The sequence below is a fragment of the Corynebacterium heidelbergense genome, assembly GCF_028609845.1.
GTDB classification, from domain to species: Bacteria; Actinomycetota; Actinomycetes; order Mycobacteriales; family Mycobacteriaceae; genus Corynebacterium; species Corynebacterium heidelbergense.
Genome location: NZ_CP063191.1, coordinates 2,236,894 through 2,261,438, shown reverse-complemented (window position 1 = coordinate 2,261,438; position 24,545 = coordinate 2,236,894). Strand labels below are relative to the sequence as shown.

Genomic DNA, 24,545 nt, shown 5'->3' with positions numbered 1-24,545 from the left:
AGCGCCGAGCTACTGGTAGGACACGAACCAGGGGCGGGGCTGCACGTCCATGGTCTGCTGGGGGTCAAACATGGGCTTGTCCTCATCGAAGAAGTTCTTCCAGGCCATGAAGAAGGCCGGGTCCAAGTCCTGGCGCATGACATTCCAGGTCTCGAACTTCTCTTCTGTCGTACCGTGACCGTCGGCGTGCAGCACGAAGGCAAGTTCGGGGTGGTTGGTGTCGATCTGCTCCCGGTCGCGCAGCATCTGCAACTGGAACTGGTGAATGACGAGCGCCTTCTGGGGAAGCTTATTGTCGCGGACCAAGGTGGACAGCCACTGGGAGGCCTCGTTGATCTCGGCGGCTTCCGCGCTACCTACGCGCTGCATTGGCATCTCTCCGGGGCCGATCTTCCACTCTGGGTCAAGAGCAAGGCCCACGTTGGGTTGCTTCAAAAGTTCCTCGTAGAGCTTGGCCTGTTCCAGGAAGCTGCCCCGGCCGGGCTGTAGGTCTAGCACTGCATACCCGCCGGCCTTCGTGATGGCGTCCACATAGGGGCGCAGCTCGCTGACGTCGCTCTCATTGGTGAAGTTTCCATCGGGTCCGGGCTCGGAGGCCGCGACAGTGGCGATGATCTCGAAAGCGGGAATCACCGGCTCCTGGGCGAACTGTTTGTACTGCTCGCACAGGTCCTGCACCCGCTTGACGGAGGCCTGCGGGTCCTGCTCGCCCATCGCACCGAGGGCCGGTCCGGAGGGGTGCCCGTAGAGGGCGATCATGCGGCGACCGGGGAAGACGAGCTCCCCGCCACCGGGCAGCTCCCCATTGCCGGTCATGGACATCTCCCCCGCCAACTTTTCGCTAGAGCCGAACTGGGACCCCAGGGCCAGGGGGTTCTTGTCCTTGACTAGGTCAGAGGCCTCCTTGGAGACTCGGGGGTCCGGGTAGGCCAGGTTGGTAAGTTCGGCACCCGCAGCCCGCGCGGTGGCGGAAGCGGCGGGGCTAGTCTGACCCGTCACGAGGACCGGGGGGAAGGAATTCTTGTGGTCCTTGTGCGGTACGTCCACGTCGGTGGAGGTGGCGTCCTCAATAGAGACATCCTTGCCCCCGGGGAGCGGAACATTCTTGGCCTCCCCGGAAGAATCGACGGCCACAACCTTCCCGGCCCCCAGGCGCCCAATTTCCGCGCTGACGGCATCCCGCGTCTCGGGCGTGACGGTCAACAGGGGTACTCCCGCGTCCACGGCGAGCTTCGTGGCCCGGTCCTTGTCCGCGGGGTTGGTGCCGGTGACCACGGCGGCGGGGGCGTTATCGAAGAAGCGCTGGGAGACGTCCACGCCGGAGCGATCCTTGTCGGCGAGGACCTCCGGCTTGGACACGTCTAGCTGGGGGAGATCATCGCCGAAGCTGGAACAAGCCGCGAGGAGGGCGGCGGCGGAAGTGGCAGCGAGGACACCGAGGGTCTTGCGCATGTGGGGAGGCTCCAAAGCGGGGAAAGGAATGGGGGTCAGTGGGAGTTGAATGGGGGAAGCTAGGCAGGGGAGGGGGGTGGTCTACGAATGGACCGGACCGGTACGGCCGAGCCGGGCGGGCCCGCCACCCATGTTTGCAGAGTATGCAAACCCTATCCATACAACCATGCCAGGGAATCTACAGCTCGACATTGGGTCGGTGGGTGGCAACGGAGTCGGTATATTGGCTTCACTCCCTCCTGTGTGGTGCCCACCCCCCGCGCCTGGGCACCTGGGATACCCGCCAAACCATCTGGGCGGCCAGTTACAGGGGCAGCTTGCGGATGACGAACATAGGCAGGTGCTTGAGGATAAGCATGATCGGCTGGAACAGGGGATGTACCCAGATCAGGGTCTTGCGGTTATCCACTGCCTTGCCAATAGCCCGGGCGACGTCCTCTTTATCCACCGTGAGGGGTGCATCGTCGAGGTGCTTCGTCATGTTTGTGCGGGCCTGACCCGGGCGGACCGTGAGAACCTTCACGCCAGTGCCGCGCAGAGCCTCCCCCAGCATCCGGTAGAAGCCGTCCACACCCGCCTTCGCGGAACCGTAGACAAAGTTGGAGCGGCGAACCATCTCCCCGGCCACGGAGGAGAACACCACAATCTGCCCGTGGCCCTGCCGCCTCATCTTCTCCGCTAGCAGCACACCCACGCTCACCGGGCCCGTGTAGTTCACCTGAGCTGCGAGGACGGCCTGGCGCTGGTCCTGCCACTGCTGCTCATTATCCCCAAGGATGCCGAAGGCCACGATGGCCAGGTCCACGTCCCCCTGGGCCCAGATCTCGTCAAAGACCGCAGGGTGGGAGGCGAAGTCAACCGCGTCGAACTTTACTGGTGTGACTTCGGAAGCCCCGGCGGCCTTAACCCGCTCGGTTGCGCTGGTGAGGTCCTCGCTATCCCGGGCGGCGAGGATGACGCGCGCCGGGCCTCGGGACAGGAACTCCTCTACGACTGCTAGGCCCATGTCCGAGGCCCCGCCGAGGAGCAGGATGGTTTGGGGTTTACCCACGGCGTCGATCATTGATTCTCCTAGGTGCGTTGGTGCTGGTGCGTGTTCTGAGAGTGGATGAGAGGTGCGGGGAGGGGGGCAAGCCCTCCTCGGGGCCGATTAGCCCCTGTGTTAGAGCTCCAGTCGGCGGGACATGTCGGAGGCGAATATGCCGGTCGGGTCGATGCGCCGCCGGGTCTCCAACCACCCGGGCAGTCCGGGGTACATCTTGTGGAAGTTCTCCGCGCTGGTGCGGGATTCCTTGGCTAGGTACAGCCGCCCGCCAAACTCCATGACCCGCTGGTCCAGCTCGTCCAGGAAGGCCCCGAGGCCCTTCTTGATCGGGAAGTCCACGCACACGTTCCAACCCGGCATGGGGTAGGAGAGCGGGGCTCGGTTGCCCTTGCCGAAGAGTTTGAAGACGTTGAGAGCGGAGTAGTGCCCGGAGGTTTGGATGTCCCGCACGATCTGCTTGAACGGCTCCACAGCTTCCGTGGGTACAACGAACTGGTACTGCAGAAAGCCCTTGGCGCCGTATCCGCGGTTCCACTCCCCGATGAGGTCCAAGGGTTGGTAAAACTGCGTGAGGTTCTGCACCTGGTTGCGGTAGGTCCCGGACTTCAGCCACCACAGCTCGCCCACGGCGATCATGGACAGCTTGTTCATCGTGAAGTTCGGGAAGATGTCCGGCACGGTGGCCAGTTGGGGAGCGTTGAACTTTAGCGGGTCCTTGGCCAGCTTCGGACTGAGCTCCTTGAGCTGCTCTAGGGTGGCCAGACTGCCTCGGGAAATGGCGGCGCGGCCCAACTTCGGCGGGGCGCTGATCGCGTCAAACCACGCGGAAGAATAGGTGTAGTTCTTCTCGGAGCCGTCGGAGTGGAATTCGATGGTCTCCTCCAGGGACTGGGTGCGGTCCCCGTCCGCGATGAAGTAGGCGGTTTCGGTGCGGGTCATCTTGATGCTGGCCCGTAGAATAATGCCGGTCAGCCCCATGCCGCCGATGGTGGCCCAGAACAACTCCCCCGTGGGGTCATCCGGGGAGCCCTCGGGTTCGAGGTGGAGCACTCGACCGTCGGCGACCAGCAGTTCCAGGCTGGTGACGTGGTCACCGAAGGAGCCCGCAGAGTGGTGGTTCTTGCCGTGGATATCCGGGCCGATTGCCCCTCCCACGGTGACCTGGCGGGTCCCGGGCAGCACGGGCACCCACAGGCCGTAGGGCAGGGCGGCCTTCATCAACTGATCCAGGGTCACGCCGGCGTCCACGTCCACGATGGCGGTATCCGGGTCGATGTTGTGAATCTCGTTGAGCTCTTGCATGTCGATGACCAGGCCGCCGGCGTTCATGGCGGGGTCCCCGTAGCTCCGGCCCATACCGCGGGCGATGACGCCGCGCTGCAGGTGGGTGGGCTTATCCGCGTTGCTGTCGGCCACCTGGGCCACGGCCGCAGCAATAACGTCCACGTCCCTCGTGGACAGCACTTGAGCTGTGGTGGGGGAGGTGCGGCCCCAACCGGTGAGTGTCTTTGTGCTCGTTTCGAGTCTCATACGCTCCACGATAGGCGGTGGGGCCGCTAGGTAGTGGGAACGCGATGGGCGCGGGTCAGCGCAGTTCCATGATCTCCCGGACTTCTTCGGGCAGGTCCTCCACACTTTCGATCGTGGGTCCTGTGTATTCCCGCAGAAGTTCGTTGACGCGGCGGCGGCTGGTGCTATCCAGCATGGGTAGCTCTTGGGCCATGAGCCGGGTCATGTAGTTGTTCAGCGGGGAGGCTGTGCGCTCGGCGGCTTCGTAGGTGGTGTTTGTGCCAACGCCGCCAACGCGCTGGGGTGGGGCCGTCTCATCGGACTGGACGTGCTTGCGGCGCCTGTTGGGGGTGATAGCGCCTGCGATGCGATTGAGGAATCCGGCCATGGTTGCCCATGCTACCGGCGTCCTGGCCGACCCCCGAGGATCCGCGCCAACAACCCGCCAGGGCTGCGGCCGAGGCGTCAGTACACTTGTGCGCCATGAGCACCGCTGACTTCGACCCCGTCCTCGTCATCGCCCGGCGCGGGGATGTCACCGCCGTCTGGCAGGTGGAAACCGACCCCAACATCACCCGGGGGGACTTTTCGGGGGCCTGGCTGCTCACCCCGGAGGGCGTGAGCGGTTTCGCGGCGACGGCCGAGTGGCTGCCCGAGCGGACGGATCCGGCTGCGGTGCTGCGCTCGTTGGTACATTGGCCCGTCCTTTTAGCCGACGAGGTTCCCGTAGCCGACAGCAGCGACACATCCGCCAACCCTGAGGCGACGCCGATCCCGGAAATCCCCCAGGAACTGCGCATCGACCTACCGGCCACCTACGTGGCTGTGGCAGAAGCGCTGGAGACCGCCCGTCGGGACTTCGCGAACGCGAACCCTGGCAAGCGCCAACCGGCCTGGCCGGTGATCGCCGAGATCTCCCGAGTTTCCGGGCATGCCCCGAAGGACTTGGCGGGGCCCGCCCTGGACGCCGTCACCGCCGTCATGGACGTGGCCCGTGGCCTGCGGATTTGGCTGCGGGAGTGGGCCGCTTTCGAGAAGGTTCGGGCCCGCAGGCTGCCGGACGCGCAAGGCACTTCGCCCGGCGAGTTGGCGAAGGCGCCGTTACGCTGGGGTGCATGATTGCGCAGCACATCGCGGCGGGAGGGCCGGTGAGGCACACGCGGGGCACTGTCCTGGCCTTCCCCATGCCCACTGGTGCTGCCGGGGCGGGGGCTTCGGGCAGCGCGCGGGCGTCGGCGTCGTCCCCCATCCCACACCCTTCCGGTGCGCCCTACATCCGCCCGTCGGCTGACCGCACCTGCCTCCGCCTTCTGGTCAACGTGGATCACCATCTTTCGGGGCTGGGGCACTACACCCGGTTGCTGTCGGTCAGCGGTTGCATGAGTGTGGCGGATCTCGTGGAGGCCATCCTCACCTGCTACGAGTGGCCGCAAGGGGACGATGGCGACGCTGGCTGGGAGCTGCGCGTGCGCCAGTCCGGGGTGTTGCGAACCTACTCCCGCGCGAAGCATTCGATCGGAACGGAGGTTGGCGCCGCCCTGGATCGCGGGGGTGTGGGGGTGCTGCGCACCGGGGGGTACGAGTTCTTCCTCAGCGTGTCGGATGTGATGGTGGATCCGGTGAGTGGCGTCGTCGGTCATTGGGAGGGCGCCGCGGCAACCACCAGCCCCGCCGAGGAGGACCTGCTTTCCCATATCGTCCCCGGGCAAACCGCGCCCAGGCCCGGGGGAGGTGGGGAATCCGGACCGGATGCTGTGCTGCTCACCGCCGAATTCCTCGCCGATGAGCCCGATGATCTTTCGGACGCCACCTCCGAGCCCAGCGCGGCGGCACAGCCCCCGTCCGGTTTCCCGCCCCACCCCCTGGGCATCCCGGAGGTAGTGGATGTCACCCACACCAACTTCACCCTGGCCGGTGAGGATTCGGTGGAGAACGTCCTATCCAGCGTGGATAAGGAGCTGCGGGCTCTGCTGCGCCACGGAGAGCTGTTCGACTTCATCCCGCTACTGCAGGCCCTGGACCTGGACCGACCGGCGCCCGTGACCGAGCGCTCGGCGGAACTACTGGCAGATGCCCCCGTGGAGCGCACTCGCCTGGGCCGGGCCGCCGCGTGGGCACGCATCGTCGCCCTGTCCGCCCTCGTGGACTCCGCCGGGACCGACCGCGCCAGCGTGGCCTTCCTGTCCCGTCTCGGTTTTTGCCGTGGGGACGCCACGGACCCAGCGCACCTGGGGCCCGTAGAGAAGGGCCGCTCCGCCTCCGATGCGCTGACGGCGGAGGAGATCCGCACGCTGTCCCGCGCCACGGGGAAGCTGCTGGCCCTCGCTGGGGCGGACGGCTGGCAGACGCGACCCACCAGTGGCCCGATTCCGCTGGTTCCCCAACGCTCCCTGGTGGAACGGCTGGAGATGTACCGTTTCTTGTTGCAGCGGTGACGGACGGGCGGGGGCTGCCAATGTTATGGTTAGCGCTTTGGCGGGCGTAATCTACTGGAAACGCGCCCCCAGACCAGCAGCAAGCCCCCGAAACGAGTAAAAGGCCCTTGTCCAGTAAGTACTCCGCGTCGAGCGACACCACAGATGCTCTTATCTCGCCCGCAACGACGGTCACGGGCACCCGGGCGAGGGGGCCCCAGGTGGAGGACACCGCAGCCCCTGCAGCGCAGCGCCCCTCCACCCGGCAGCGCAGCAAGCGGCTGGCCCGGCAATTCCTGCGCTTCGGCATCGTCGGGGCCTCCGGCGTGGTTGTGAACCAGGCCGCTGTTGTGGCGGTGAAGAAGTTCTCCCTGTGGGCCTTCAATGCGGATGTGCAGGACCCCTTACTGAACCTCCTGGGCACGCAGTTCCACGTGCGCTGGTACCACCTGTTTTCCGTGGTAGCTTTCGTCGTGGCGAATATCTGGAACTTCATCCTCAACCGTTATTGGACGTTCGGCGGCCTGGAGAAGAAGCCGTGGTGGAAGCAATTGCCGCAGTTCATGGCCGTGGGCGTTTTTGGCCTGCTCATCACGCTGGTGGTCTGTACGGCCCTGGTGAACTACAACTCCCCGCTGTCGCTGCCCCACGACGTCTTCGATAACTCTACCGGGCTGCGTACCCGGGCCTACTGGGGCAACCTCATTGGCGTGATGTTCGCCATTCCCGCCAACTTCCTGTTCAACAAGTTCTGGACTTTCCGCGTGGTGCGCGATAAGCGCGGCGCTCAAGCCGCGCACAACCATAGGAATACCCACAACCATAGGAATACCCACAACCATAGGAATACCAAGGAGTAGCCCCAGTTATGACCACCACCGAGGTGATGGCCGAACAGACCGTCCGCAACCCGGCGACGCTCAACCAGCAGCTCTTCCGATTCATTGCCGTAGGTGCCTTCTCCGCCATCGTGGACTTCGGCACCACGGCGGGTACCCACTTCCTTCTGGACTGGTCCGACGGGGTCTCTAAGGCCGTGGGCTTCATCCTCGGTACGCTCACCGCATACTTCATCAATCGCCGGTGGACATTCCAGGCCGAGAAGTCCTTCCGCCGCTTTGCGGTGACCATGCTCACCTACTTGCTGACCTTTGCGGTGCAATGGGGCCTGTACAGACTTACGATTCCGTGGCTAAATACCACCGGGTTGCCGCCGTTGGGCGTGCGAATCGTGAGCTTCATCATCGCCCAGGGCATGGCGACGGTGATCAATTTCGCGATCCAGCGGTTCCTCATCTTCCGTCGGTAACCCTGGGGGCTTTGAACCTACGTGACTTCCCAGTTTGCGCACCCCCGGGGTAAGGTTCAACGCGATCTATTAGCAATATACGTAGTTCCCGGAAGGACCCCCTGCCTATGGTGCGCAGACTCATTCCCAAAGTGGAGCACTTGCCGTATCCCGTGGTGCTCTCAGCCGCGTGGTCGGCGTGCCTCCTGCTGATGGCGGGCGGTCTTGTATTGCTCGGCAAAGTAGTCAGCCAACTTCTCATCGTCATCATCCCGCTGCTTGTTGCGGTGCTGCTGGCTGCGATGCTCATGCCCATCACCAACTTCCTCAACCGGAAGTTTCGGTGGCCCCGCGCGCTGGCCTCCTTGGCCACCATCTTCGCCGTGCTCGGCGTGATCGGCGGCGCCGTGGCCCTGCTGACCACTCAGCTAGCCAGCGGTATTCCCCAGATGGCCGATAGTGCCCGCAACGGCGGCCGGGAACTACTGAACTCCCTGGCCAACAGCCCATTCCACGTGACCAGCGACCGGCTGGAAGCAGCCATCGCCCAGGCCAAGGAATCGATGGGCGGGTCCGGAAAGGAAGTTGTCTCGGGTGCAGTGGAAGCCGGGCATACCGTCGTAGATTCCTTTGCCGGTTTGCTTATTTGCCTTATCGCCCTATTCTTCTTCCTTCACCACGGGCAAAAGATGTGGCAGTTTTGTCTCTGGTTCCTGCCACAGGCCGCTCGCGAGCCCACCAACCAGGCCATGCGGCGCGCCTGGCGCAGCGTCAGCGTGTACTCCCACACGCAGGTGCTGGTCGCCCTCATCAACGCCACGGGGGTGGGCGTGGGCGCGCTGGTCTTAGGCGTCCCCTTTGCCTTCCCCATGGCCTTCGTGGTTTTCCTCTTGTCCTTCATCCCCATCGTCGGCGCGCTGATCAGCGGCGTGATCCCCGCCCTCGTGGCCTTTGTGGACCAGGGGCCGGTGACCGCGCTGATTATGGTCATCATCGTGATCGTCGTCCATCAGTGCGAGGCCCACATCCTGCAGCCCTTCCTCATGGGCCGCGCCGTGGCTCTGCACCCGCTGGTCGTCATTGTGGTCGTCGCAGCAGCGACCTACATCTTCGGCATTGCTGGGGCCCTGTTCGCCGTGCCGGTGGTGGCCGCGGGCAATTCCGCGGTGCGTTACCTCGCGGGGCACGATCCCTTCCCGGACATGGGTTACCGGGAGGTCTCACCTCACGCCGAAGACGAACCCGACGATCGCAGAGATGATCGGGAGCGCGAACAGGAGGCAACCGTCGCCAAGCCCGCCAGCGACGCGCCCCGGAACTCCACGCCGCAGGCTGGTGGCAAGCACGCCGCCGCCGAGCACTAACAAATTCCCGCTCAGGGGCGGAAGAACTTCTCTCCCCGCCCCCGGGCGTGCAGCTTGAACCATTCCGCAAAACCGTGCGGATCACGCTCCTGCACCAGGAAGAACCACCCAAACCGGGCGTACTCCTGGGGCAGGAGCTTTCGCATACCCGGCTGGCTCATCACGTATCCCCGATTGCGATAGGTGAAGTAGCGCTTAACCTCGTTGTCCGGGTACTGCGTGTGCATTCGCCCGCCCAGAATGGGCTTGAACTCCGCAGACCCGTCCGGATGCACATAAGCCGCCGTCAGGCAGGTGCCGAATGGCAGCCCGGAGCGCACCAAACGCCGGTGAAACTCCACCTCATCGCCCCGGATGAACAAGCGGTAATCGGGAACCCCCACCACCTCCAGCAGCTTGCTGCTCAGCAGCGCTCCGTTGAACAGGCTGGCGATCCCCGGTAGAAAGTCCCCCTCCAATTCCTTACGGAAGCGCCGCCACACTAGGCCCTGCCGCAGGGGAAAGGCCAAGCGCTCCGGTTCGTCGATGTTGCACACCACCGGGGACACTTCTGCCAACCCATAGTTCACCGCCACCTCCGTGAGGGTGCGCAGCACCTCGGTGTCCGCCGGGCGGCCATCGTCGTCGGCACACCAGATGGCATCCGCACCCAGCGCGAGGGCCGTCAAGAAGCCATAGGCAAACCCGCCCGCCCCGCCCAGGTTCGTGGCACTCGGCAGGTAGACCCCGCGATCCCCGCACAGCTGCTGTACGGTCTCTTGCACAGCCTGCTCCCGGCCGTTGTCCACAACGATGATGTAGCTCACCGGCTTGGACTGGTTCGCCACCAGCTCTAGGCTGTGGCGCAATTGATCGGCCCGCCGATGGGTGACGATGACCGCTGCGACCGAATCCTCGGCGCGCAGCGCGAAGCGTTCGCTGTGGGGAGCAACCATGGCCCCCATCCTTACACGCCGCCTGCTCTGCCCCCCGATGCGCCACGGTGGGAGGTGACCTTTCGCGATGGGTTGCCCCAGGCCCGTTGCCGCTACTATGAACGCATGCCGTTTTCCCAGCATTCTGCACCTGGCCCTGAGGAGCCTCCGAGTACCGGCTCCCGGCGCCAGTTGATGCCCAGCCACAACCGAAGACCCAACCGCACCACCGATCGGGGCGGTAGCCGATGAGCGCAGTGCTGTCCCTGATCGCAGGAATCCTGCTCATCCTGCTCATCATCGCAGCCAACGGCTACTTCGTGGCCCAAGAATTCGCTTTCATGTCGGTGGACCGCGCCCGCCTCGCGGCGCTCGCCGACCAGGGCGACAAAGCCGCGGCTCGAACGCTGCAGGTAACAAAACGCACATCTTTCATGCTGTCTGGCGCTCAGCTGGGTATCACGGTGACAGGTCTTCTGGTTGGTTTGGTGGGTGGGCCCATGGTAGGTGGCGCGCTCGGGCAACTCATTACCGGAGACAGCGACAACGCGACAGCCGTAACAGCAGCTACGGTGGCAACGCTGGCTGTCGCCACCATCGTGCAGATGGTCATCGGCGAGCTATACCCGAAGAACCTGGCAGTGGCCAATCCAGAACCGCTCGCGAAGGGGCTGGCGGCGTCCACAAGAATCTATTTGGGCCTCTTTGGCTGGCTCATTTCCTTCTTCGAGTGGGCATCCAACGGCGTCCTTCGCCTCTTCGGCATCAAACCGGTGGAGGACGTGGACGCCACCGCAACATCGGACGACCTCACCCGCATCGTCGCGGACTCCCGCGAATCCGGGGACCTGCCGGAGGACGTCTCCATCCTCCTCGACCGCATCCTGGACTTCCCCGAACGGGACGTGGAACACGCCATGATCCCGCGCTCCAACGTCGGCACCGTCGGCGCCGAGGTGGGGGTGGGGGCCATCCGCCAGATGATGGTGACCGACCACAGCCGCTACCCCGTGGTCAGCGACGACGAGCAACCCCTCGGCGTGGTCCACCTCGCCGACGTGCTGGACCCGGACATCGCCGATGAGACCCCCATCTCCGAAGTCATGCGGGAACCCGTGGTGGTCCCCACCGTCATGATGTTGCCGGACGCCCTGGAGTTGCTGAAGACCAGTCGCGACGAGATCGCGTGCGTGATCGACGAATACGGCGTGTTCTCCGGTGTCATTACCATCGAAGACCTAGCCGAAGAGCTCGTCGGCGAAATCCACGACGAGCACGACGACGAACCGGAACAGCTCATCGTCGAGATCGACGAAAACACCTGGACCATGGGCGGGGACGTGCACCTCGACGAGGTCGAGCGCGCCATCGGCCACGACCTGCCCGCAGTGGACGTGGAAACCCTGGGTGGCCTGCTCATCACCGAGCTCGGGGACCTGCCCGCAGTGGGGGAGGACGTGGAAGTGGTCCTGCCCGTGGATCCGCGCGAATACGCCGAAGACGAGCAGATCGGCCGCCAACTCCACCTCACCGTATTGGAGATCGACCGCTTCGTGCCCAGCCAAGTTCGGGTGGAGCTCATCCACCTCACCAACCCTGACACAGACCAAGACCACGAGGACCTCAGTGCGGACCGACCGGGCGACCGAGCCGAATACGACGACGATGGCCAGGAGGTGCGCTAGATGAATCCATCGCTCGCCCTATTGCTGACCATTGTTTTCATCATTGGCAGCGCTTTCTTCGTTGTCCTCGAATTCTCCCTGCTCGGGGCGCGCCGCAACCGCCTGGAGATGGATGCGGAGAACTCCCGCGCCGCCCGCGCCGCCCTGCGCGGTGTCAACGAGCTGACCATCATGCTCGCCGGATCCCAGCTCGGCATCACCGCCTGCACCTTCGCCCTCGGTGCCATCACCGAGCCGGCCGTGCACCACCTGCTGGAAAAGCCCATCCACGCCGTGGGCCTGCCGGAGGGGGTAACCAGCGCGGTGAGCTTCGTTCTCGCCCTGCTCTTCGTCACCTTCCTGCACCTCGTGGTGGGGGAGATGGCCCCGAAGAGCTGGGCCATTACGCACCCGGAGCGTTCCGCCAAGCTGGTGGCCCTACCGTCGCGGGCCTTCATCTGGCTGACCCGGCCGATCCTCGTGTTCGTGAACTTCCTGGCCAACCGCATGGTGAAGGCCTCGGGGGTGGAGCCCGTGGACCGCGCCGCCGTGGGGGGCCGGGATATCGATACGATCCGGCAGTTGGTGGAGCTCTCCGCCTCTGCCGGGTCCATCACCCACGACATCGAAGAGCAGATCACTGGCCTGGTGGACCTGCAGCGGATCAAGATCGCGGAGCTGGTCCAGGAGGCCAAGCAACCGGTCGTCGTGCCGGGGGACGCCACCTGCGGCGCGGTGCGTAAAGCCTCCGCCGAGCACAACAGCAAGCGCCTGCTGGTGCTGCAGCGCACGGGGGGCAAGGCGGCGCCGGCGAAGACCCAGGTGCCCACCGGGGTGGTGCATGTGCGGGATACCTTCAACGAGGACTTGGCGGCGCCGGTGGCTCCCCACGTCCGGCCGGTGTTGACGCTGGACGCCGACAAACTGGTTTACGAGGCCCTCACCACGATGCGCGACCGAAGCGAGCACATTGCGGTGGTCACCCGGGGTAAGGAGTTCGTGGGAGCCATCACCCTGAGCTCCATCGTGACGACGTTGCTGCCCTCCGGGGAGGCCGCCCAGGAACTGCGGGCGCGAGTAAGCGGCGCCCAGGCTCGGGATCGGGGGGCCGTGCGGGAGGGCGGGCACGCTTCCTCCGCTGCCGCCGGGGCCAGGACGACGGAAGGGCAGAAATGACCACTCTGGTGTGGTTTCGCGAGGACCTGCGCACGGCCGATCACCTGCCCCTGCGTCAGGCCGCCGCGTGGGCCCGGGAGGCCGGCGATTCCGAATCCGGTGGGGGCGTGGTTGCCCTCTTTGTTCTTGAGGACGCCAGGGCGGCGCGCACCCGGCCATTGGGGGCAGCCAGTAAGTGGTGGCTGCACCACAGCTTGACGCGCCATCGGGAGAAGCTGGCCGAGCTGGGAATTCCCCTGTTCGTGCGCGCCGGGGATCCCCGCACGATCGTGCCCGAGCTGGCGGCCGACGTGGGTGCCACCCGGGCAGTGTGGCACGACCGTTACCACCAACCGCTGGTGGAGTTGGACGCACAGGTGCGCGAGGAGCTGGAAAAGACCCTCGCGGGGCCAGCGGAGATCCGCACCTATGAGGGCCATTACCTCACAGAGCCCGGCAGTATTCAGACGAACGATCACAAGACTTTCAAGGTGTACACCCCCTTTGCGCGCCGGGCCCGGGAGGTCCTGGAGGCCGCTGGGGTGGGTGGGCGGCTGGGGGACCCGCCGCAGCCGGTGGGGGACGGCGCGCGGCTGGAGCTGCCGACGGGTGCGGGGAAGGTGGAGGAACTCGGCCTGCTGGATACCGAGCGGGATTGGGCCGCGGGTTTCCGAGAGGCGTGGCAGCCCGGGGAGGACGGCGCCCACGAGCGTTTGGCGAGGTTCTTAGACCACCAGGGCCAGTTCGGCGACTACGCGACGCGTCGGGACTTCCCGGCGGTTCCTGCGACGAGCAACCTATCCCCTCACCTGCGGTTTGGGGAGATCAGTGTCGCCCGCCTGTGGGTCGCCGCCGAGGATGCGCTGGCCCACGAGGAGGCTGAGGAGAAGCCGATGCGCACCTTTCAGCAGGAGCTGCTGTGGCGGGACTTCGCCGCGCATCGGCTGGCGGTGCTGCCGGACATGGCGCGGACCAATGTGCGCCGACAGTTCGATAACTTCCCCTGGGCCTGGGCGCCGGGGCCGGATCCGCAGGACCCGATGCAACTGCCGGAGGCAGAGCACGCCGAGCAACTGCGGGAATGGCAGCGGGGCTTGACTGGGGTTCCGTTGGTGGATGCCGGGATGCGGGAGCTGTGGCACACCGGGACGATGCACAACCGGGTCCGCATGGTCGTTGGCTCCTGGCTGACGAAGAACCTGGGCATCCATTGGCGCCACGGTGAGGAGTGGTTTTGGGACACGCTAGTGGACGCCGATCCGGCTTCCAACCCATTCAACTGGCAGTGGGTCGCGGGCTGTGGCGATGATGCCAGCCCCTACTTCCGCATCTTCAATCCACTGACGCAGGAGGAGAAGGTCGACCCGGATGCGGAGTACGTCAAACGCTGGGTGCCGGAGCGGTTCACCCCGGCCTACCCCGAACCGCAGGTGGACGTGAAGGAGTCCCGGAAGACGGCGCTGGCCGCCTACGAGGACGTGAAGGCCGAGGCGCGGGTGGTCGGCTAGCTCGCCCGGCCGAGCTCCTTGAGCACGCGGCGCACGTGATCCCGCGCCTCCGGGCCCTCGTAGGCCCCCACGACCTCATCCACCTCGCCCGCCTGGCGTACCTCCCCGTGGTCGATCCACAGGGCGGTATCGCAAAGCTGGGCGAGGAACTCGTTGGAGTGGGAGGCGAACACCAGGATCCCGGAGCGGCTGACCATCTCCGTCAGCTTGCGGCGGGCCTTGGCCATGAAGGCCGCGTCCACCGCCCCGATTCCTTCATCCAGCAAGAGGATCTCCGGCTCGATGGAGGTCACCACACCCAGGGCCAACCGGATGCGCATGCCGGTGGAATAGGTGCGCAGGGGCATGGAGAGGTACTCGCCGAGCTCGCTGAACTCCGCGATCTCGTCCATCCGGCGCTTCATGGCCCTGCGGGACTGGCCCAGGAAGAGGCCCCGAATCACGATGTTCTCGTAGCCGCTAATTTCCGGGTCCATGCCCACGCCGAGGTCGAACACCGGGGCCACGCGGCCGCGCACCACGGCGGACCCGCGGGTCGGCTCGTAGATCCCGGACAGCAGCCGCAGCAGCGTGGACTTCCCGGCCCCGTTGTGGCCAACGAGCCCGACCCGGTCGCCCTCTTGAAGGTGCAGGTTGACGTTCTTTAAGGCCTCCACCATGACGGTGTTGGAGCTGTTGCGCCCGATGCTTCCCCCGGCGGCACCGAGGAAGGTCTGCTTCATCGAGCGGGATTTGGCGTCGAAGATGGGGAAGTCCACGCAGGCGTCGTAAGTGTCGATGCTTACCACGGGTTGTTCACTCGTCCTTTCCCGGCCACAGGCGGGGTCGCTGTTGGCATTGCCCTTATACCCAGTAGCTCACTCGGAACCGCCACTGTTTCATCGCCAGGAGCGCCAGCAGTAGGCCCACGCCGGTGAACCCCAGCACGACCCACCAGCTCATGGGGTCCAGGGGCTCGTGAATCATGGGCGCACGGACGATCTCGAGATAGTGGTAAAGCGGGTTCAGCTTCGCCAGGAAGGCCCGTTCCGCTACCGCCCCGCCCTGGCGTTCCAGGGTCTTGGCGGTCCACACGATGGGGGTCATGTAGAAGGCCAGCTGCACCAGCGAATCCAGCAGCGGCGCGACGTCCCGGAAGCGGGTGGCGACGATGCCGAAGAACATGGTGACCCACACCCCGTTGGCCACGAGGACCGCCATCGCGGGTACGGCGTAGAGCACTTTCCAGCCCACGGGTATCTGGAAGATGAGCAACAAGGCCACCCAGATCACCAGGTTGTGCAGCAAGAATAGGAATTGGCGCCAGACCAGGCGGTACACGTGGACAGAGAGCGCGCTGGGTAGCTGCTTGATCAGCCCCTCGTTGGCGATGAACACCTCCGAGCCGTCCTTGATGCAGCCGGCGATAAATCCCCACATGATCAGGCCCACGGCCACGTGGGGAAGGAACTCGGCGATGTTCATGCCGAATAGCTGGGAGTACAGCAGCCCCAAGGCAAAGGCCATCACACCCGTGGCGATGGTGATCCACAGGGGGCCCAGGGTGGAGCGTCGGTAGCGCTGTTTGATGTCCTGCCATCCCAGGGCCAGCCACAGTTCGCGCTGTCCAAACCCCTGGCGGAGGTCCTTCCATGCTGCCGAGAAGGTGGTGGACCTCGAAGCGGGGTGCTCGCCGCTGGCGGCAGCGGTGATGCGCGCGAGGTCTGGGGACGTACTCATGGGTTATAAAGTGTACCGCCCCGGCCTGCCAATCCGAGCCTGCGCCATGGCTACGGTCCTGCGATCTGGCTACTATCGTGTGGGTTGACCACGATGCCGAGAGGAGCCTGACATGTTCGATAACCCCCGGGTGCGCGGGCTCTACAACTCCCTCTCCGACGGTTGGGTTTACATGAACGCGCAGGATAACCCGCAAATTCCGGAGCGGGTATCCGCAGCGGTCAGTCGCTCGTTTCGCATCGCCCCGCTGTTGGCGCCCCCGGAAGCTGCCAGCGGTTCCCATTCCCGCGTGCCCCACCCGGGCCGTCGGATTGGGGAGTCTTTTATCGACGCCGCGCGAACGGCCATTGCGGACCTCACGGGGGCTCGCCCGGAGTGCGTCATCTTGGGTCCTTCCCGGGCGGTGTTGGTGGATCAGTTGGCCAGCCTGATGAGTCGCAAATTGCGCTTGGGGCAGGAGGTCGTGCTCTCCCGCATCGACGACGCGGACAACTTCCGCCCCTGGCACCGCGCGGCCGACCTCTACGGCGCTCGGGTGCGGTGGGCAGAGCCGGACCTGGCCACGGGAATCCTGCCGGCCTGGCAGTTCGCGGAGCTGATCACCCCCGATACGGCCGTGGTGGCCGTCGCCGCGGCAAACTCGTATGTGGGCACGGTCACGGACGTTCGCTCCATCGCCCAGACGCTTCGGGCCACGTCCCCCGGGGTCTTGGTCGTGGATGTCACCGCCGCCGCCCCCTTCCGGCCCATCGATGTGGATGCTTTGGGGGCGGATATTTTGACCGTGGACGTCAAGGCCCTCGGCGGCCCGGATGTCGGCGCATTGATATTTCGGGATGTGGACGCCATCGCCGCGACGCTGCCGCGACATCTCACGGCAGCGCAGAGTTGGGGGCTGGGCACCACCCCCTATGCCCGGGGTACCGGGCGGCGCGGCCGCCGGGGGAAGCAGGTGACCCCGTTCGAGAGCGCAGAACGCTTCCCCGCCACAGCCACCTCCACTGGGCTGGCCCAGGCGGCGGGTGCCGACGTGCCAGAGGTTTCCGTGCGGGCGCGAGCGCTGCTGGAAGCGGGGGGCCTCAGCGAGGGGTTGCTGGGCGGTGTGCCGGCGACGGTGGAACACCTCGGGGGATTAGATGAGGAAGCGCGCGGGACTCGGCGTCGTCGATTGAAAACCTCGCTGCCGGAGGCCGAGCGCTACCTTCACGGACTCACCCGCCACCTCCTAGACGGTCTGCAGGCCCAGGGCGGGGTGCACATCATCGGTGTGGACGGGGATGCGGAAGATACCAGCGGTTATGACCACGTGGATCGGCTGCCCCGGTTGAGTTTTGTGGTGGCGGGGGTGCCTGTGCAGGTGGTCCATCAGCGGTTGCTGGGCAGCGGGGTGCTGACCACCGTGGTGCGCCCCGGGGACAGCGAGCTATTTCGGCATATGGGCGTGTTCGAGCAGAACGACGGGGCCATTTGCGTGGGCCTCAACGTGTTCAATACCCACCACGACGTGGATCAGCTGCTGCGCGCGGTGGCCTCTCTGAGCCAGTAGTTCCGCCCCCCAGCGGCTAATGCGCCTCCGGCAGCTTCAGGACGATCTTGCCCGTGACCTCCCCGGACAACAGTGCGCGGTGCGCTGCGGCGGCCTGTTCGGCGGGGATGACGCGGTCGATGTGGCAGCGGATTCGCCCGTCTTCCAGCATCGGCCACACATTGGACACGGTCTCCCGCACCACCCGCGCCTTGTCTTCCCGGTCTCGGTAGCGCAGACCCGTAGCGGAGATGTTGCCCCGCTTGGCCAGCAGCTTGTTAATCGGCAGTTCGGCCCGCACCCCGCCCTGCATACCGATGATCACGAGGTGACCGTCGGGGGCCAGCGCATCGATATTACGGGCGAGGTATTTGGCGCCGATGATGTCCAGGATGACGTCCACGCCCCCGCACCTGGCTAGGACTCCAGCAAAGTCCTCCTCCCGGTAGTTGATGAGGATGTCTGCGCCGTACTCCTGGCAAGTGGCGAGCTTCTCGGCGGAACCGGCCGTGGTCGCCACCGTCGCGCCCAGGGCCTTGGCCAACTGGAGTCCGAAGAGGCCGATGCCACCGCCTCCGCCGTGGAACAGGATGCGCTGCCCCTCGCGGAGATGGGCGGTCATGCAGATGTTGCTCCAGACGGTGCAGGCAACTTCCACCACGCTTGCGGCCTGTTCCAGGCTGAACCCGGCGGGAATGGGGAGGAGCTGGCCGTGGGGAACGGCGGCGTACTCGGCGTAGCCTCCGCCGGAAAGGAGGAAGGCCACCTCATCCCCGGCTTTCCACGGGGTCCCGTCCGGACGGGTGCCGTTGTTGGGATCCTCGATGAGGCCCGCGCCCTCCAGTCCGAGAATGTCTGTGACCCCCGGTGGCGGGGGATAGTGCCCCTGCGCCTGCAGCGTGTCGGCGCGATTGACACCCGCGTGGGTGATGCGGACCAGGGCTTCCCCATCGGCGGGGCGGGGGCGTTCGGCCGAGCCCCAGTGGAGGGAGGAGGGGCCGTTGGAGCCGGCCTGGCGGATGGCGTGCATTAGCGTGCCCATGGCCCCACTGTAGCCAGGGTCACATTCATCCTGTGGTGCGAATAGTCAACTGGGCTTGTGATTCAGTAGGACTGGGTAGTGCGATAAGGTGAGCTCTACTGGCACCTTCTGCAGGTTTGAGTAGTGGTTGGTGCTCCGGGAAGTATGGCAGAGCGGCCGAATGCACTGGTCTTGAAAACCAGCGACGGGAAACCGTCCGGGGGTTCAAATCCCTCTACTTCCGCTCACAGACCCGCGAAAGCTCCCTAAGTTGGGGGAGGCGTCTGAATTTCGTCTAGCGCGCAAGTAACGTTCTCCTATATTCTCTCGATGAATCTTGTACGGGACATGTCAGAAAGCTAGCCTCCAACGAAGGATTGGGACGTCATGAGAAACAAGCTGGGCGGCATCGCTGCTGCTGTAATTGCAGGTTGCGGGATGTTCACCGCAGCGCCGGCTCAGGCAGCGCCGGGTGGAAATGTCGTATACGCGGGGGATAGTTTCACTGCCAACCCGGATTTCTGGCGAGTGCTGGCCAACGGGGTGAGCCCAGATGTCGCGCGCCAGGGAACCCCAACAACCGAGGGCTGCCTCCAGACCCCTGACAATGCTCCACGTTTACTAGCACAGAAAACCGGACTGGCGGTGGCTGATTGGTCGTGTGCGGGTCAGACATCCCGCTCGATGCTTGGCCGACTAGATCGCTCTGTCCAAACGGGAGACCTGAACCCGAACACGCGAGCAGTCGTTTTGGCTGTAGGCATCAACAACTACGGCCCTGCGGGTGTAGCCGAGGGCACTAATATCCTCGATCCGGGGGCAGTCAAGAACGGCATGATCGGGGATATGAAGGCGGCAGCCGAGAAAATTCGCGGAGTGGCTCCGAACGCGAAAATCCTTGTCCAAGGCCAACTCTCGGTGAGCGACCCAGCATCCGCAATGTACTGCTCAGTTAACGTGGTCCCGAACCTGCCAGGAGGATTCCCCATCCCGCTTCTTCGGGACATCGAGAACTTTTCGCGGGACGCTCAGCGCACGGCTGCAAGAGAGATCGGCGCTCGATTCGTAGAAATTAAAGACCCTTCCGCCGGTCATAGTTCGTGCGCTCCTGACCAGGAGCGATGGGTAGCAGGAGTCGTCGATACGACGACGCCCGACTACCATATGATGTTCCACCCGAGCCGTGCAGGTTCCGAATTCGTCGCCGGTGAAGTTGCCAAATCTGTTTGAGGACTTGTCAGTGGAAACCCCGGGGATAGCGACCGGTAAAGCACAGTTGCGTAAAGCTCCCCGAACTGGAGTTGCCCGGCAAGTTGGCGAGTTTACTTTATCTGGCCAAGTCTTGACATACTAGAACAGCTTGGGCATTAGCTCGATCACCCGTCGTAGACGTGGCCCGGAACGCTTGACGCCTACTTTTCACGAACCATGGGCATGCCCGAGAAGGGGGTAAGCCAGGAGGATGAACTTCAACTATGAATAGAAAAAATCTGGCTGCTGCACTCGTAGCATGCGCTGCGGTGTCGACCCTGACTAACGCTCCCGTCCAGGCTGCGCCACAGGGTAACGTCGTTTATTTCGGCGATAGTTTCACCGCCAATCCCGACCAGGCCCGCAACTTCTCCCGAGGATTCAACCCAGCGGCCATGGACGGCTACCCGTCCCGTGAAGGATGTCTTCAGGCGCCGGACAATGCCCCGCGACTGCTCGCAGAAAAAACCAAGCTTGCCGTGGATGACTGGTCTTGTACCGCTCAGACTTCTCGCAGTGCCCTGACCCGGGTGGACTCCGCCATTCGGACCGGAGATATCCATCCTGGAACTCGTTCTGTGGTCTTGGCCCTCGGTATGAACAACTTTGGGCCTTTTGCTGTCAACGACGGGGTTAACGTAGCCGATCCTGGCGCCGTCCGAGCCGCATACATCGCAGACATGCACGAAGCTGCAAATCGTATCCGAAGTGTTGCCCCCAATGCTCAGCTCGTCATCCAAGGACAGCTGTCGGTTTCCGATCCTGTTTCGGCCATGTATTGCTCGGTCAACGTGGTGCCTAACATGCCAGCCGGGTTTCCAATCCCTATCCTGCGCGACGCAGAAAATTGGAATCGTCAAAACCAGATTGATGCTTCCCGGGAGATTGGCGCCCGCTACGTGGAAGTCAAGGATCCCTCTGCCGATCACAACTCCTGCGCTGCTGACCAGGAGCGTTGGGTTGCTGGTGTGATCGATACCACTACTCCGGACTACCACATGATGTTCCACCCCAGCCACGCCGGTTCCGATTTCGTCGCCACCCAAGTGGCGAAGGCGGTCTAGCCCGCGGTCTATGCCCGCAACGGGGTGATGCGCCGGACGAGTCCTAGGCCGCTCCAGTCCACGGAGACAGGTGAGTCCACCCGCAGCTCCGCCCCCACACGGCACTGGCGCAGCTCCACCCATGGATGGGCGGCAAACTCTACGTGCCGCCCGCCAACCCGGGCCACGTGCAGGCGGTGCTCCGCCAGCACAGTGCTTCCTGTGGAAAACAGCACCAGCCACGCCGAGTGGGCGCCGTCCGATCCCCGGCGCAGCCCGCTGAGGTCCACCGGAGCTGGAGGTTCCTCGTGCGCCAATCCGCGTTCGATGACCTGCAGCTCGCGCACGACCCCCAGCCGTTGCTGCACCCCGTTGGCATCTGTGATGCGCAGTGGAGCGCCAGGGCGGCAGCGGTCGATGGAGCGATAGTCCCACGCGGTCGGCTGCTCCGGGGCTCGCTGTTGCGCACCGCTCCGGGCAGCGTTGCGGTGGGCCCGCGGAGCATACCCGTGGGTGGCTACCACCCAGGGGTCGATTGTAAAGGTCCGCGCCGGGCCCTCGGTCCGCACGATCGCGCGCACCTCAATCTCCGCTGCGGCACCCTCGATCTTCTCGGGGTGCTCAGCGATCTCCTGCCCCAGCAGTGCAAGGAATTCCTCGTCGGTGGTCACCCGGCTAACCCCGCGGGCCGCCAGCCTCGCCAGCAATTCCGTCAGCGTGAGGTTTGGCTGCGCTTCCCAGGTCCGTTGGAGCGCGGCCATGACATGGGGGATGCGGGTGGGGTCCAACATGCTCAGGATTCTTGGGGACGCCCACCCCACCGGGCGCCGCCAACAGTTGCCAGCGCGGGCGTCAACGCCGCAATGACCTTATCTGTCTCCTCGGCGGTCGTCGCAGTAATGCGCACTCCCTCCCCGGGGAAGCAGCGGGCCACAACGCCTTCCTTTTTCAGCTCTGCATCCACTGCTTCTGCCTGCGCGCCGAGCGGCAGCAGGATGAAGTTCCCCTGGCTCGGGATGCGAAGCTCTTCCGGCACGGCTTGAAGTAGTCGCTCGCGCTGGGTGACCGTGGCGTCCACCCGATCTTTCAGCTCATCATCGGTGGCATCGATGCTGGCCAGACCGGCTGCCTGCGCCAGGGCATTGACCCCGAAGGGCAAGGCCACCTTATTCACGGCCATGATGAATTCGGCCCCGCCCACCATGTAGCCCAGCCGCAACCCGGCCAAGCCGTAGGCTTTGGAGAACGTCCGGCACACGGCCACGTTGGGGAAAAGGCGCAGGATTTCCGCCGCATTCACCGCCTCCGGGCTGCGGTCGTACTCCATGTAAGCCTCGTCCAGGATGACGGTGATCCGCTGCGGAACCTGGTGGAGGAAATCGAGGACTTCCGCGTGGGTCATCACCGTCCCGCTGGGATTGTTGGGGTTGCACACGAAGATGAGGCGAGTGCGATCCGTGATGGCCTTCAGCATCGCCGGGAAGTCGTGCCGGTGATCTTCCGTCAGCGGCACCATAACGGGTTTCGCGCCCGCCACCTGGGAGAGGATGGGGTAGGCCTCGAAGCTGCGCCACGCGAAGAGGACCTCGTCGCCGTCGTGACACGTCGCCTGAATGGCCTGCTGGCACAGTGCGGTGGAGCCGTTGCCGGTGGCGATGTTGTCCATATCGATCCGCAGCCCCTCGGCGGACTTGGCGAACCAAGCCGCTATGGCGGCGCGAAGGGCAGTGACGGACATGTCCGGATAACGATTGACCGCACCGGCGGCGTCTGCGATGGCCTGGGCGACGGAGGGCAGCGGCCCCTGGGTGGTCTCGTTACTGGCGACCACCAGTGCGTGAGGTGGCTTTTTCCCGGGAACATACGGTGGCACTCCAGCCAGGTCGCTGCGGATCATGGGGCTAGCGTACCCGCCCGGACCCCTTTTGGAGCCACCCGAGGGCCATGTGTAAACTCAACGCCGATCACGCTAGTGATCAGTGGAGGCGTGCCAGAGCGGCCGAATGGGGCTCACTGCTAATGAGTTGTCCCCCTCACAGGGGACCGGAGGTTCAAATCCTCTCGTCTCCGCCACTCCGACGAGGAACAACAACCGAGGCTGCCCAGGTTGCCCGAGATCTTGTGGTGAGGCTCGGGGCATACAACCGCGGATAGTGTTGTGGGGCGTGTGGTGCGCCTGTGGTGGTCCGTATGGGAACGTGCCCGGATGTTGCACCTCGTTGGAGTACCCTATGCGCCCGTAGCTCAACGGATAGAGCATCTGACTACGGATCAGAAGGTTGGGGGTTCGAATCCCTCCGGGCGCACACTGGATAAAATCGCACCTCAACTGGGGAATTGGCAATAATTTGGTGGCCACCGAGTGCGGGTGTACTGTAAAGCTTCGTTGCGCCCGTAGCTCAACGGATAGAGCATCTGACTACGGATCAGAAGGTTGGGGGTTCGAATCCCTCCGGGCGCACCACTCTACTGGCCTTGCCGATCAGGCAGGGCCCTTTTCCGTGCGATGATGCCCATATATTACGCAAAGCGCCCCCCTTTTTTCGTAAAGCTTTTGAGCAAAACTGCAAAAGCCTTACAAAACCGGGTTCCCGCGCCCCCCAAGCGCCCTGTGGGGCGAAAAAGTCAGAAGATGCCGATCTGCGCACCCATGGATTCGGCGCTGCTCAACTGATCCGTCCAGCCCGGCGCGCCGGGCTGGACCCGAATGATGGGCCGACGCGGGGCATCCTTGACCTTGCGCCCGGCACGCGCCTCGAACCGCATTCGCGCGGCGTGGCCCTCCGTGGCTAGGCGGTGCAGGTCTTGGCCGGGGGAAGCGATGTCCTCCCGGGCTCTCTGCAGCAGCGCGAGCGCCTCGTCCAAGGCCTTCACCAGGGCTTCCCTGTTGTTCTCGCACATTGCCCGCACCAGCTCCGGTTCCGTCCCAGCCACCCTCGTGCCATCGCGAAAACTCGTCGCCGCGAGCGTCAAGCTCAGCGGTCCCCCCATGTCCCCCGTCACGGCCAAAGCCTCGGCCAAGACGTGTGGCAGGTGGGAGATCCGGGCCACCGCCGAATCGTGCCGTCGCGCCACCGTGGGCACCACGGCCGCCCCCACGGCCTCGGCCATCTGCACCGTTCTGCGCCATGTATCCAGCCACAATCGGGCTCCCCTCTGGCCCCGGTTCTTGGCGTTGTCATATGTAATGACCCATACGGCACCGTCGAAGAGCCCACTCATCGTTGCATCCCACCCACTGTTGGCGGTCCCCGCCATGGGGTGCCCGCCGACGAAGCGGTCGGTCAACCCGTGTTGCTCCACCAACTCGTGGACCTCGGCCTTCACGCTGGTCACATCCGTGAAGCCCACGGAGGGCGCATACTGTGCAATGGCCTCCAGCATGCGCGGTAGCGCGGGCATGGGGACACCGAGGACCACCAGCGCCTTCTCCGCCTCGGCGCGCCGGAGGGTGGCGTCCAAATCCCCCGAAACATCAAACCCACTGCGGTTTGCGACCTTCACCGTGTGCGCGCTGCGATTCCACCCGAAAACCGGCCACCCCGCAGCCGCCAAATCCCGCATCAGGGACCCCCCGATCAACCCCAACCCGATGATGCACACGGGGAAGCTCTCGCCCGGCAGACTGCTGAGACGCGGATTAACCGGCGTGGGCTTCGAAATCGCATTCACG

22 protein-coding genes and 4 tRNA genes are annotated in these 24,545 nt (G+C 64.8%); 15 read left to right on the top strand and 11 right to left on the bottom strand.

Annotated elements, in window-relative coordinates:
• Positions 1 to 9 precede the first annotated feature (9 nt).
• The 4 genes from CHEID_RS10110 to CHEID_RS10095 form a co-directional block, all read right to left on the bottom strand.
• A complete protein-coding gene (locus CHEID_RS10110; protein ID WP_112770275.1) occupies positions 10 to 1,452 on the bottom strand; it encodes a cell wall-binding repeat-containing protein in 1,443 nt (480 codons plus the stop codon).
• A gap of 304 nt (positions 1,453 to 1,756) precedes the next feature.
• A complete protein-coding gene (locus CHEID_RS10105; RefSeq protein WP_112770172.1) occupies positions 1,757 to 2,515 on the bottom strand; it encodes a decaprenylphospho-beta-D-erythro-pentofuranosid-2-ulose 2-reductase in 759 nt (252 codons plus the stop codon).
• A 99-nt stretch (positions 2,516 to 2,614) separates the two neighbouring features.
• Positions 2,615 to 4,027, bottom strand: coding sequence for a decaprenylphosphoryl-beta-D-ribose oxidase (locus tag CHEID_RS10100; RefSeq protein WP_112770171.1), 1,413 nt, complete (start codon positions 4,025 to 4,027; stop codon positions 2,615 to 2,617).
• Positions 4,028 to 4,082: 55 nt separating this feature from the next.
• Entirely contained in the window at positions 4,083 to 4,394 is a 312-nt protein-coding gene (locus CHEID_RS10095) for a hypothetical protein (protein WP_112770170.1), read from the bottom strand.
• Between the two features lie 95 nt (positions 4,395 to 4,489).
• Between CHEID_RS10095 and CHEID_RS10090 the strand changes: the two genes are divergently transcribed.
• The 5 genes from CHEID_RS10090 to CHEID_RS10070 all read left to right on the top strand — a co-directional run bounded on the left by CHEID_RS10090 (position 4,490) and on the right by CHEID_RS10070 (position 9,072).
• The gene (locus CHEID_RS10090) at positions 4,490 to 5,125 is read left to right on the top strand and encodes an N-acetylglucosamine-6-phosphate deacetylase (RefSeq protein WP_112770169.1); all 636 of its coding nucleotides are present in this window, start codon (positions 4,490 to 4,492) and stop codon (positions 5,123 to 5,125) included.
• Complete coding sequence (locus CHEID_RS10085; protein ID WP_273661137.1) at positions 5,122 to 6,441, top strand: hypothetical protein; 1,320 nt, start codon at positions 5,122 to 5,124, stop codon at positions 6,439 to 6,441. Before CHEID_RS10090 ends, CHEID_RS10085 begins: the two co-directional genes overlap by 4 nt.
• A 107-nt stretch (positions 6,442 to 6,548) precedes the next feature.
• Positions 6,549 to 7,280 (top strand): GtrA family protein, encoded by a 732-nt coding sequence (locus tag CHEID_RS10080; protein ID WP_420536377.1) that lies wholly within the window; start codon positions 6,549 to 6,551, stop codon positions 7,278 to 7,280.
• Positions 7,281 to 7,288: 8 nt separating this feature from the next.
• Complete coding sequence (locus tag CHEID_RS10075; protein WP_112770166.1) at positions 7,289 to 7,729, top strand: GtrA family protein; 441 nt, start codon at positions 7,289 to 7,291, stop codon at positions 7,727 to 7,729.
• A gap of 107 nt (positions 7,730 to 7,836) precedes the next feature.
• The gene (locus tag CHEID_RS10070) at positions 7,837 to 9,072 is read left to right on the top strand and encodes an AI-2E family transporter (RefSeq protein WP_112770165.1); all 1,236 of its coding nucleotides are present in this window, start codon (positions 7,837 to 7,839) and stop codon (positions 9,070 to 9,072) included.
• A gap of 11 nt (positions 9,073 to 9,083) precedes the next feature.
• Here the strand turns inward: CHEID_RS10070 and glfT1 are convergent, their stop codons facing one another.
• Positions 9,084 to 10,007: a galactofuranosyltransferase GlfT1 gene (gene glfT1 / locus CHEID_RS10065; RefSeq protein WP_273661134.1), complete on the bottom strand. Its 924-nt coding sequence runs from the start codon at positions 10,005 to 10,007 to the stop codon at positions 9,084 to 9,086.
• A gap of 227 nt (positions 10,008 to 10,234) precedes the next feature.
• Here glfT1 and CHEID_RS10060 point away from each other — a divergent pair, with 227 nt between their 5' ends.
• Genes CHEID_RS10060 through CHEID_RS10050 form a run of 3 tightly spaced genes read left to right on the top strand, consistent with a single transcriptional unit; the run spans position 10,235 to position 14,313 of the window.
• On the top strand, positions 10,235 to 11,671 hold the full coding sequence (locus tag CHEID_RS10060) for a hemolysin family protein (protein WP_112770335.1): 1,437 nt from the start codon (positions 10,235 to 10,237) through the stop codon (positions 11,669 to 11,671).
• Positions 11,672 to 12,826 carry a CNNM domain-containing protein gene (locus CHEID_RS10055; protein ID WP_112770334.1) on the top strand — a complete coding sequence of 385 codons (1,155 nt, stop codon included), beginning with the start codon at positions 11,672 to 11,674 and terminating at the stop codon, positions 12,824 to 12,826.
• A complete protein-coding gene (locus CHEID_RS10050; RefSeq protein WP_273661133.1) occupies positions 12,823 to 14,313 on the top strand; it encodes a cryptochrome/photolyase family protein in 1,491 nt (496 codons plus the stop codon). Before CHEID_RS10055 ends, CHEID_RS10050 begins: the two co-directional genes overlap by 4 nt.
• Here CHEID_RS10050 and wzt read toward each other — a convergent pair.
• Together wzt and wzm are read right to left on the bottom strand one after the other, a co-directional pair.
• On the bottom strand, positions 14,310 to 15,101 hold the full coding sequence (gene wzt / locus CHEID_RS10045) for a galactan export ABC transporter ATP-binding subunit Wzt/RfbE (RefSeq protein WP_112769096.1): 792 nt from the start codon (positions 15,099 to 15,101) through the stop codon (positions 14,310 to 14,312). The two genes, CHEID_RS10050 and wzt, sit on opposite strands and share 4 nt — an antisense overlap.
• A gap of 55 nt (positions 15,102 to 15,156) precedes the next feature.
• Complete coding sequence (wzm, locus tag CHEID_RS10040) at positions 15,157 to 16,032, bottom strand: galactan export ABC transporter permease subunit Wzm/RfbD (RefSeq protein ID WP_112769095.1); 876 nt, start codon at positions 16,030 to 16,032, stop codon at positions 15,157 to 15,159.
• A 112-nt stretch (positions 16,033 to 16,144) separates the two neighbouring features.
• Here wzm and CHEID_RS10035 point away from each other — a divergent pair, with 112 nt between their 5' ends.
• Complete coding sequence (locus CHEID_RS10035) at positions 16,145 to 17,578, top strand: aminotransferase class V-fold PLP-dependent enzyme (RefSeq protein WP_238599267.1); 1,434 nt, start codon at positions 16,145 to 16,147, stop codon at positions 17,576 to 17,578.
• Positions 17,579 to 17,594: 16 nt separating this feature from the next.
• On the opposite strand, the gene CHEID_RS10030 is transcribed toward CHEID_RS10035, so the two are convergent.
• On the bottom strand, positions 17,595 to 18,587 hold the full coding sequence (locus tag CHEID_RS10030; protein WP_112769099.1) for an NAD(P)H-quinone oxidoreductase: 993 nt from the start codon (positions 18,585 to 18,587) through the stop codon (positions 17,595 to 17,597).
• Between the two features lie 150 nt (positions 18,588 to 18,737).
• On the opposite strand from CHEID_RS10030, the gene CHEID_RS10025 reads away from it, so the two are divergent.
• The 3 genes from CHEID_RS10025 (at position 18,738) to CHEID_RS10015 (ending at position 20,893) form a co-directional block, all read left to right on the top strand.
• Positions 18,738 to 18,822: transfer RNA gene (locus CHEID_RS10025), tRNA-Ser, on the top strand.
• Between the two features lie 143 nt (positions 18,823 to 18,965).
• Positions 18,966 to 19,808: a GDSL-type esterase/lipase family protein gene (locus tag CHEID_RS10020; RefSeq protein WP_112769094.1), complete on the top strand. Its 843-nt coding sequence runs from the start codon at positions 18,966 to 18,968 to the stop codon at positions 19,806 to 19,808.
• A gap of 290 nt (positions 19,809 to 20,098) precedes the next feature.
• Entirely contained in the window at positions 20,099 to 20,893 is a 795-nt protein-coding gene (locus CHEID_RS10015) for a GDSL-type esterase/lipase family protein (RefSeq protein ID WP_181645883.1), read from the top strand.
• Positions 20,894 to 20,901: 8 nt separating this feature from the next.
• Here the strand turns inward: CHEID_RS10015 and CHEID_RS10010 are convergent, their stop codons facing one another.
• On the bottom strand, positions 20,902 to 21,663 hold the full coding sequence (locus tag CHEID_RS10010) for a hypothetical protein (RefSeq protein WP_112769092.1): 762 nt from the start codon (positions 21,661 to 21,663) through the stop codon (positions 20,902 to 20,904).
• A 2-nt stretch (positions 21,664 to 21,665) separates the two neighbouring features.
• Positions 21,666 to 22,769 carry a histidinol-phosphate transaminase gene (locus tag CHEID_RS10005; protein ID WP_112769091.1) on the bottom strand — a complete coding sequence of 368 codons (1,104 nt, stop codon included), beginning with the start codon at positions 22,767 to 22,769 and terminating at the stop codon, positions 21,666 to 21,668.
• A gap of 84 nt (positions 22,770 to 22,853) precedes the next feature.
• Here CHEID_RS10005 and CHEID_RS10000 point away from each other — a divergent pair.
• From CHEID_RS10000 to CHEID_RS09990, 3 genes are all read left to right on the top strand, one after another.
• Positions 22,854 to 22,945, top strand: a tRNA-Ser gene (locus tag CHEID_RS10000).
• 160 nt (positions 22,946 to 23,105) lie between these two features.
• Positions 23,106 to 23,178 (top strand) — tRNA-Arg (locus tag CHEID_RS09995).
• Positions 23,179 to 23,260: 82 nt separating this feature from the next.
• Positions 23,261 to 23,336 (top strand) — tRNA-Arg (locus CHEID_RS09990).
• A gap of 161 nt (positions 23,337 to 23,497) precedes the next feature.
• Here CHEID_RS09990 and CHEID_RS09985 read toward each other — a convergent pair.
• Entirely contained in the window at positions 23,498 to 24,535 is a 1,038-nt protein-coding gene (locus CHEID_RS09985) for a prephenate dehydrogenase (protein ID WP_273661539.1), read from the bottom strand.
• Positions 24,536 to 24,545: the final 10 nt, after the last annotated feature.

What these genes read in the sequence shown, in the direction of transcription:
- CHEID_RS10100 (WP_112770171.1), bottom strand. Translation starts at nt 4,027, where the DNA reads ATGAGACTCGAAACGAGCACAAAGACACTCACCGGTTGGGGCCGCACC.
- CHEID_RS10030 (WP_112769099.1), bottom strand. Translation starts at nt 18,587, where the DNA reads ATGCACGCCATCCGCCAGGCCGGCTCCAACGGCCCCTCCTCCCTCCAC.
- CHEID_RS10010 (WP_112769092.1), bottom strand. Translation starts at nt 21,663, where the DNA reads ATGTTGGACCCCACCCGCATCCCCCATGTCATGGCCGCGCTCCAACGG.
- CHEID_RS10055 (WP_112770334.1), top strand. Translation starts at nt 11,672, where the DNA reads ATGAATCCATCGCTCGCCCTATTGCTGACCATTGTTTTCATCATTGGC.
- glfT1 (WP_273661134.1), bottom strand. Translation starts at nt 10,007, where the DNA reads ATGGTTGCTCCCCACAGCGAACGCTTCGCGCTGCGCGCCGAGGATTCG.
- CHEID_RS10090 (WP_112770169.1), top strand. Translation starts at nt 4,490, where the DNA reads ATGAGCACCGCTGACTTCGACCCCGTCCTCGTCATCGCCCGGCGCGGG.
- CHEID_RS10070 (WP_112770165.1), top strand. Translation starts at nt 7,837, where the DNA reads ATGGTGCGCAGACTCATTCCCAAAGTGGAGCACTTGCCGTATCCCGTG.
- CHEID_RS10085 (WP_273661137.1), top strand. Translation starts at nt 5,122, where the DNA reads ATGATTGCGCAGCACATCGCGGCGGGAGGGCCGGTGAGGCACACGCGG.
- CHEID_RS10105 (WP_112770172.1), bottom strand. Translation starts at nt 2,515, where the DNA reads ATGATCGACGCCGTGGGTAAACCCCAAACCATCCTGCTCCTCGGCGGG.
- CHEID_RS10075 (WP_112770166.1), top strand. Translation starts at nt 7,289, where the DNA reads ATGACCACCACCGAGGTGATGGCCGAACAGACCGTCCGCAACCCGGCG.
- CHEID_RS10005 (WP_112769091.1), bottom strand. Translation starts at nt 22,769, where the DNA reads ATGATCCGCAGCGACCTGGCTGGAGTGCCACCGTATGTTCCCGGGAAA.
- CHEID_RS10020 (WP_112769094.1), top strand. Translation starts at nt 18,966, where the DNA reads ATGAGAAACAAGCTGGGCGGCATCGCTGCTGCTGTAATTGCAGGTTGC.
- CHEID_RS10095 (WP_112770170.1), bottom strand. Translation starts at nt 4,394, where the DNA reads ATGGCCGGATTCCTCAATCGCATCGCAGGCGCTATCACCCCCAACAGG.
- CHEID_RS10035 (WP_238599267.1), top strand. Translation starts at nt 16,145, where the DNA reads ATGTTCGATAACCCCCGGGTGCGCGGGCTCTACAACTCCCTCTCCGAC.
- CHEID_RS10050 (WP_273661133.1), top strand. Translation starts at nt 12,823, where the DNA reads ATGACCACTCTGGTGTGGTTTCGCGAGGACCTGCGCACGGCCGATCAC.
- CHEID_RS10060 (WP_112770335.1), top strand. Translation starts at nt 10,235, where the DNA reads ATGAGCGCAGTGCTGTCCCTGATCGCAGGAATCCTGCTCATCCTGCTC.
- CHEID_RS10110 (WP_112770275.1), bottom strand. Translation starts at nt 1,452, where the DNA reads ATGCGCAAGACCCTCGGTGTCCTCGCTGCCACTTCCGCCGCCGCCCTC.
- wzm (WP_112769095.1), bottom strand. Translation starts at nt 16,032, where the DNA reads ATGAGTACGTCCCCAGACCTCGCGCGCATCACCGCTGCCGCCAGCGGC.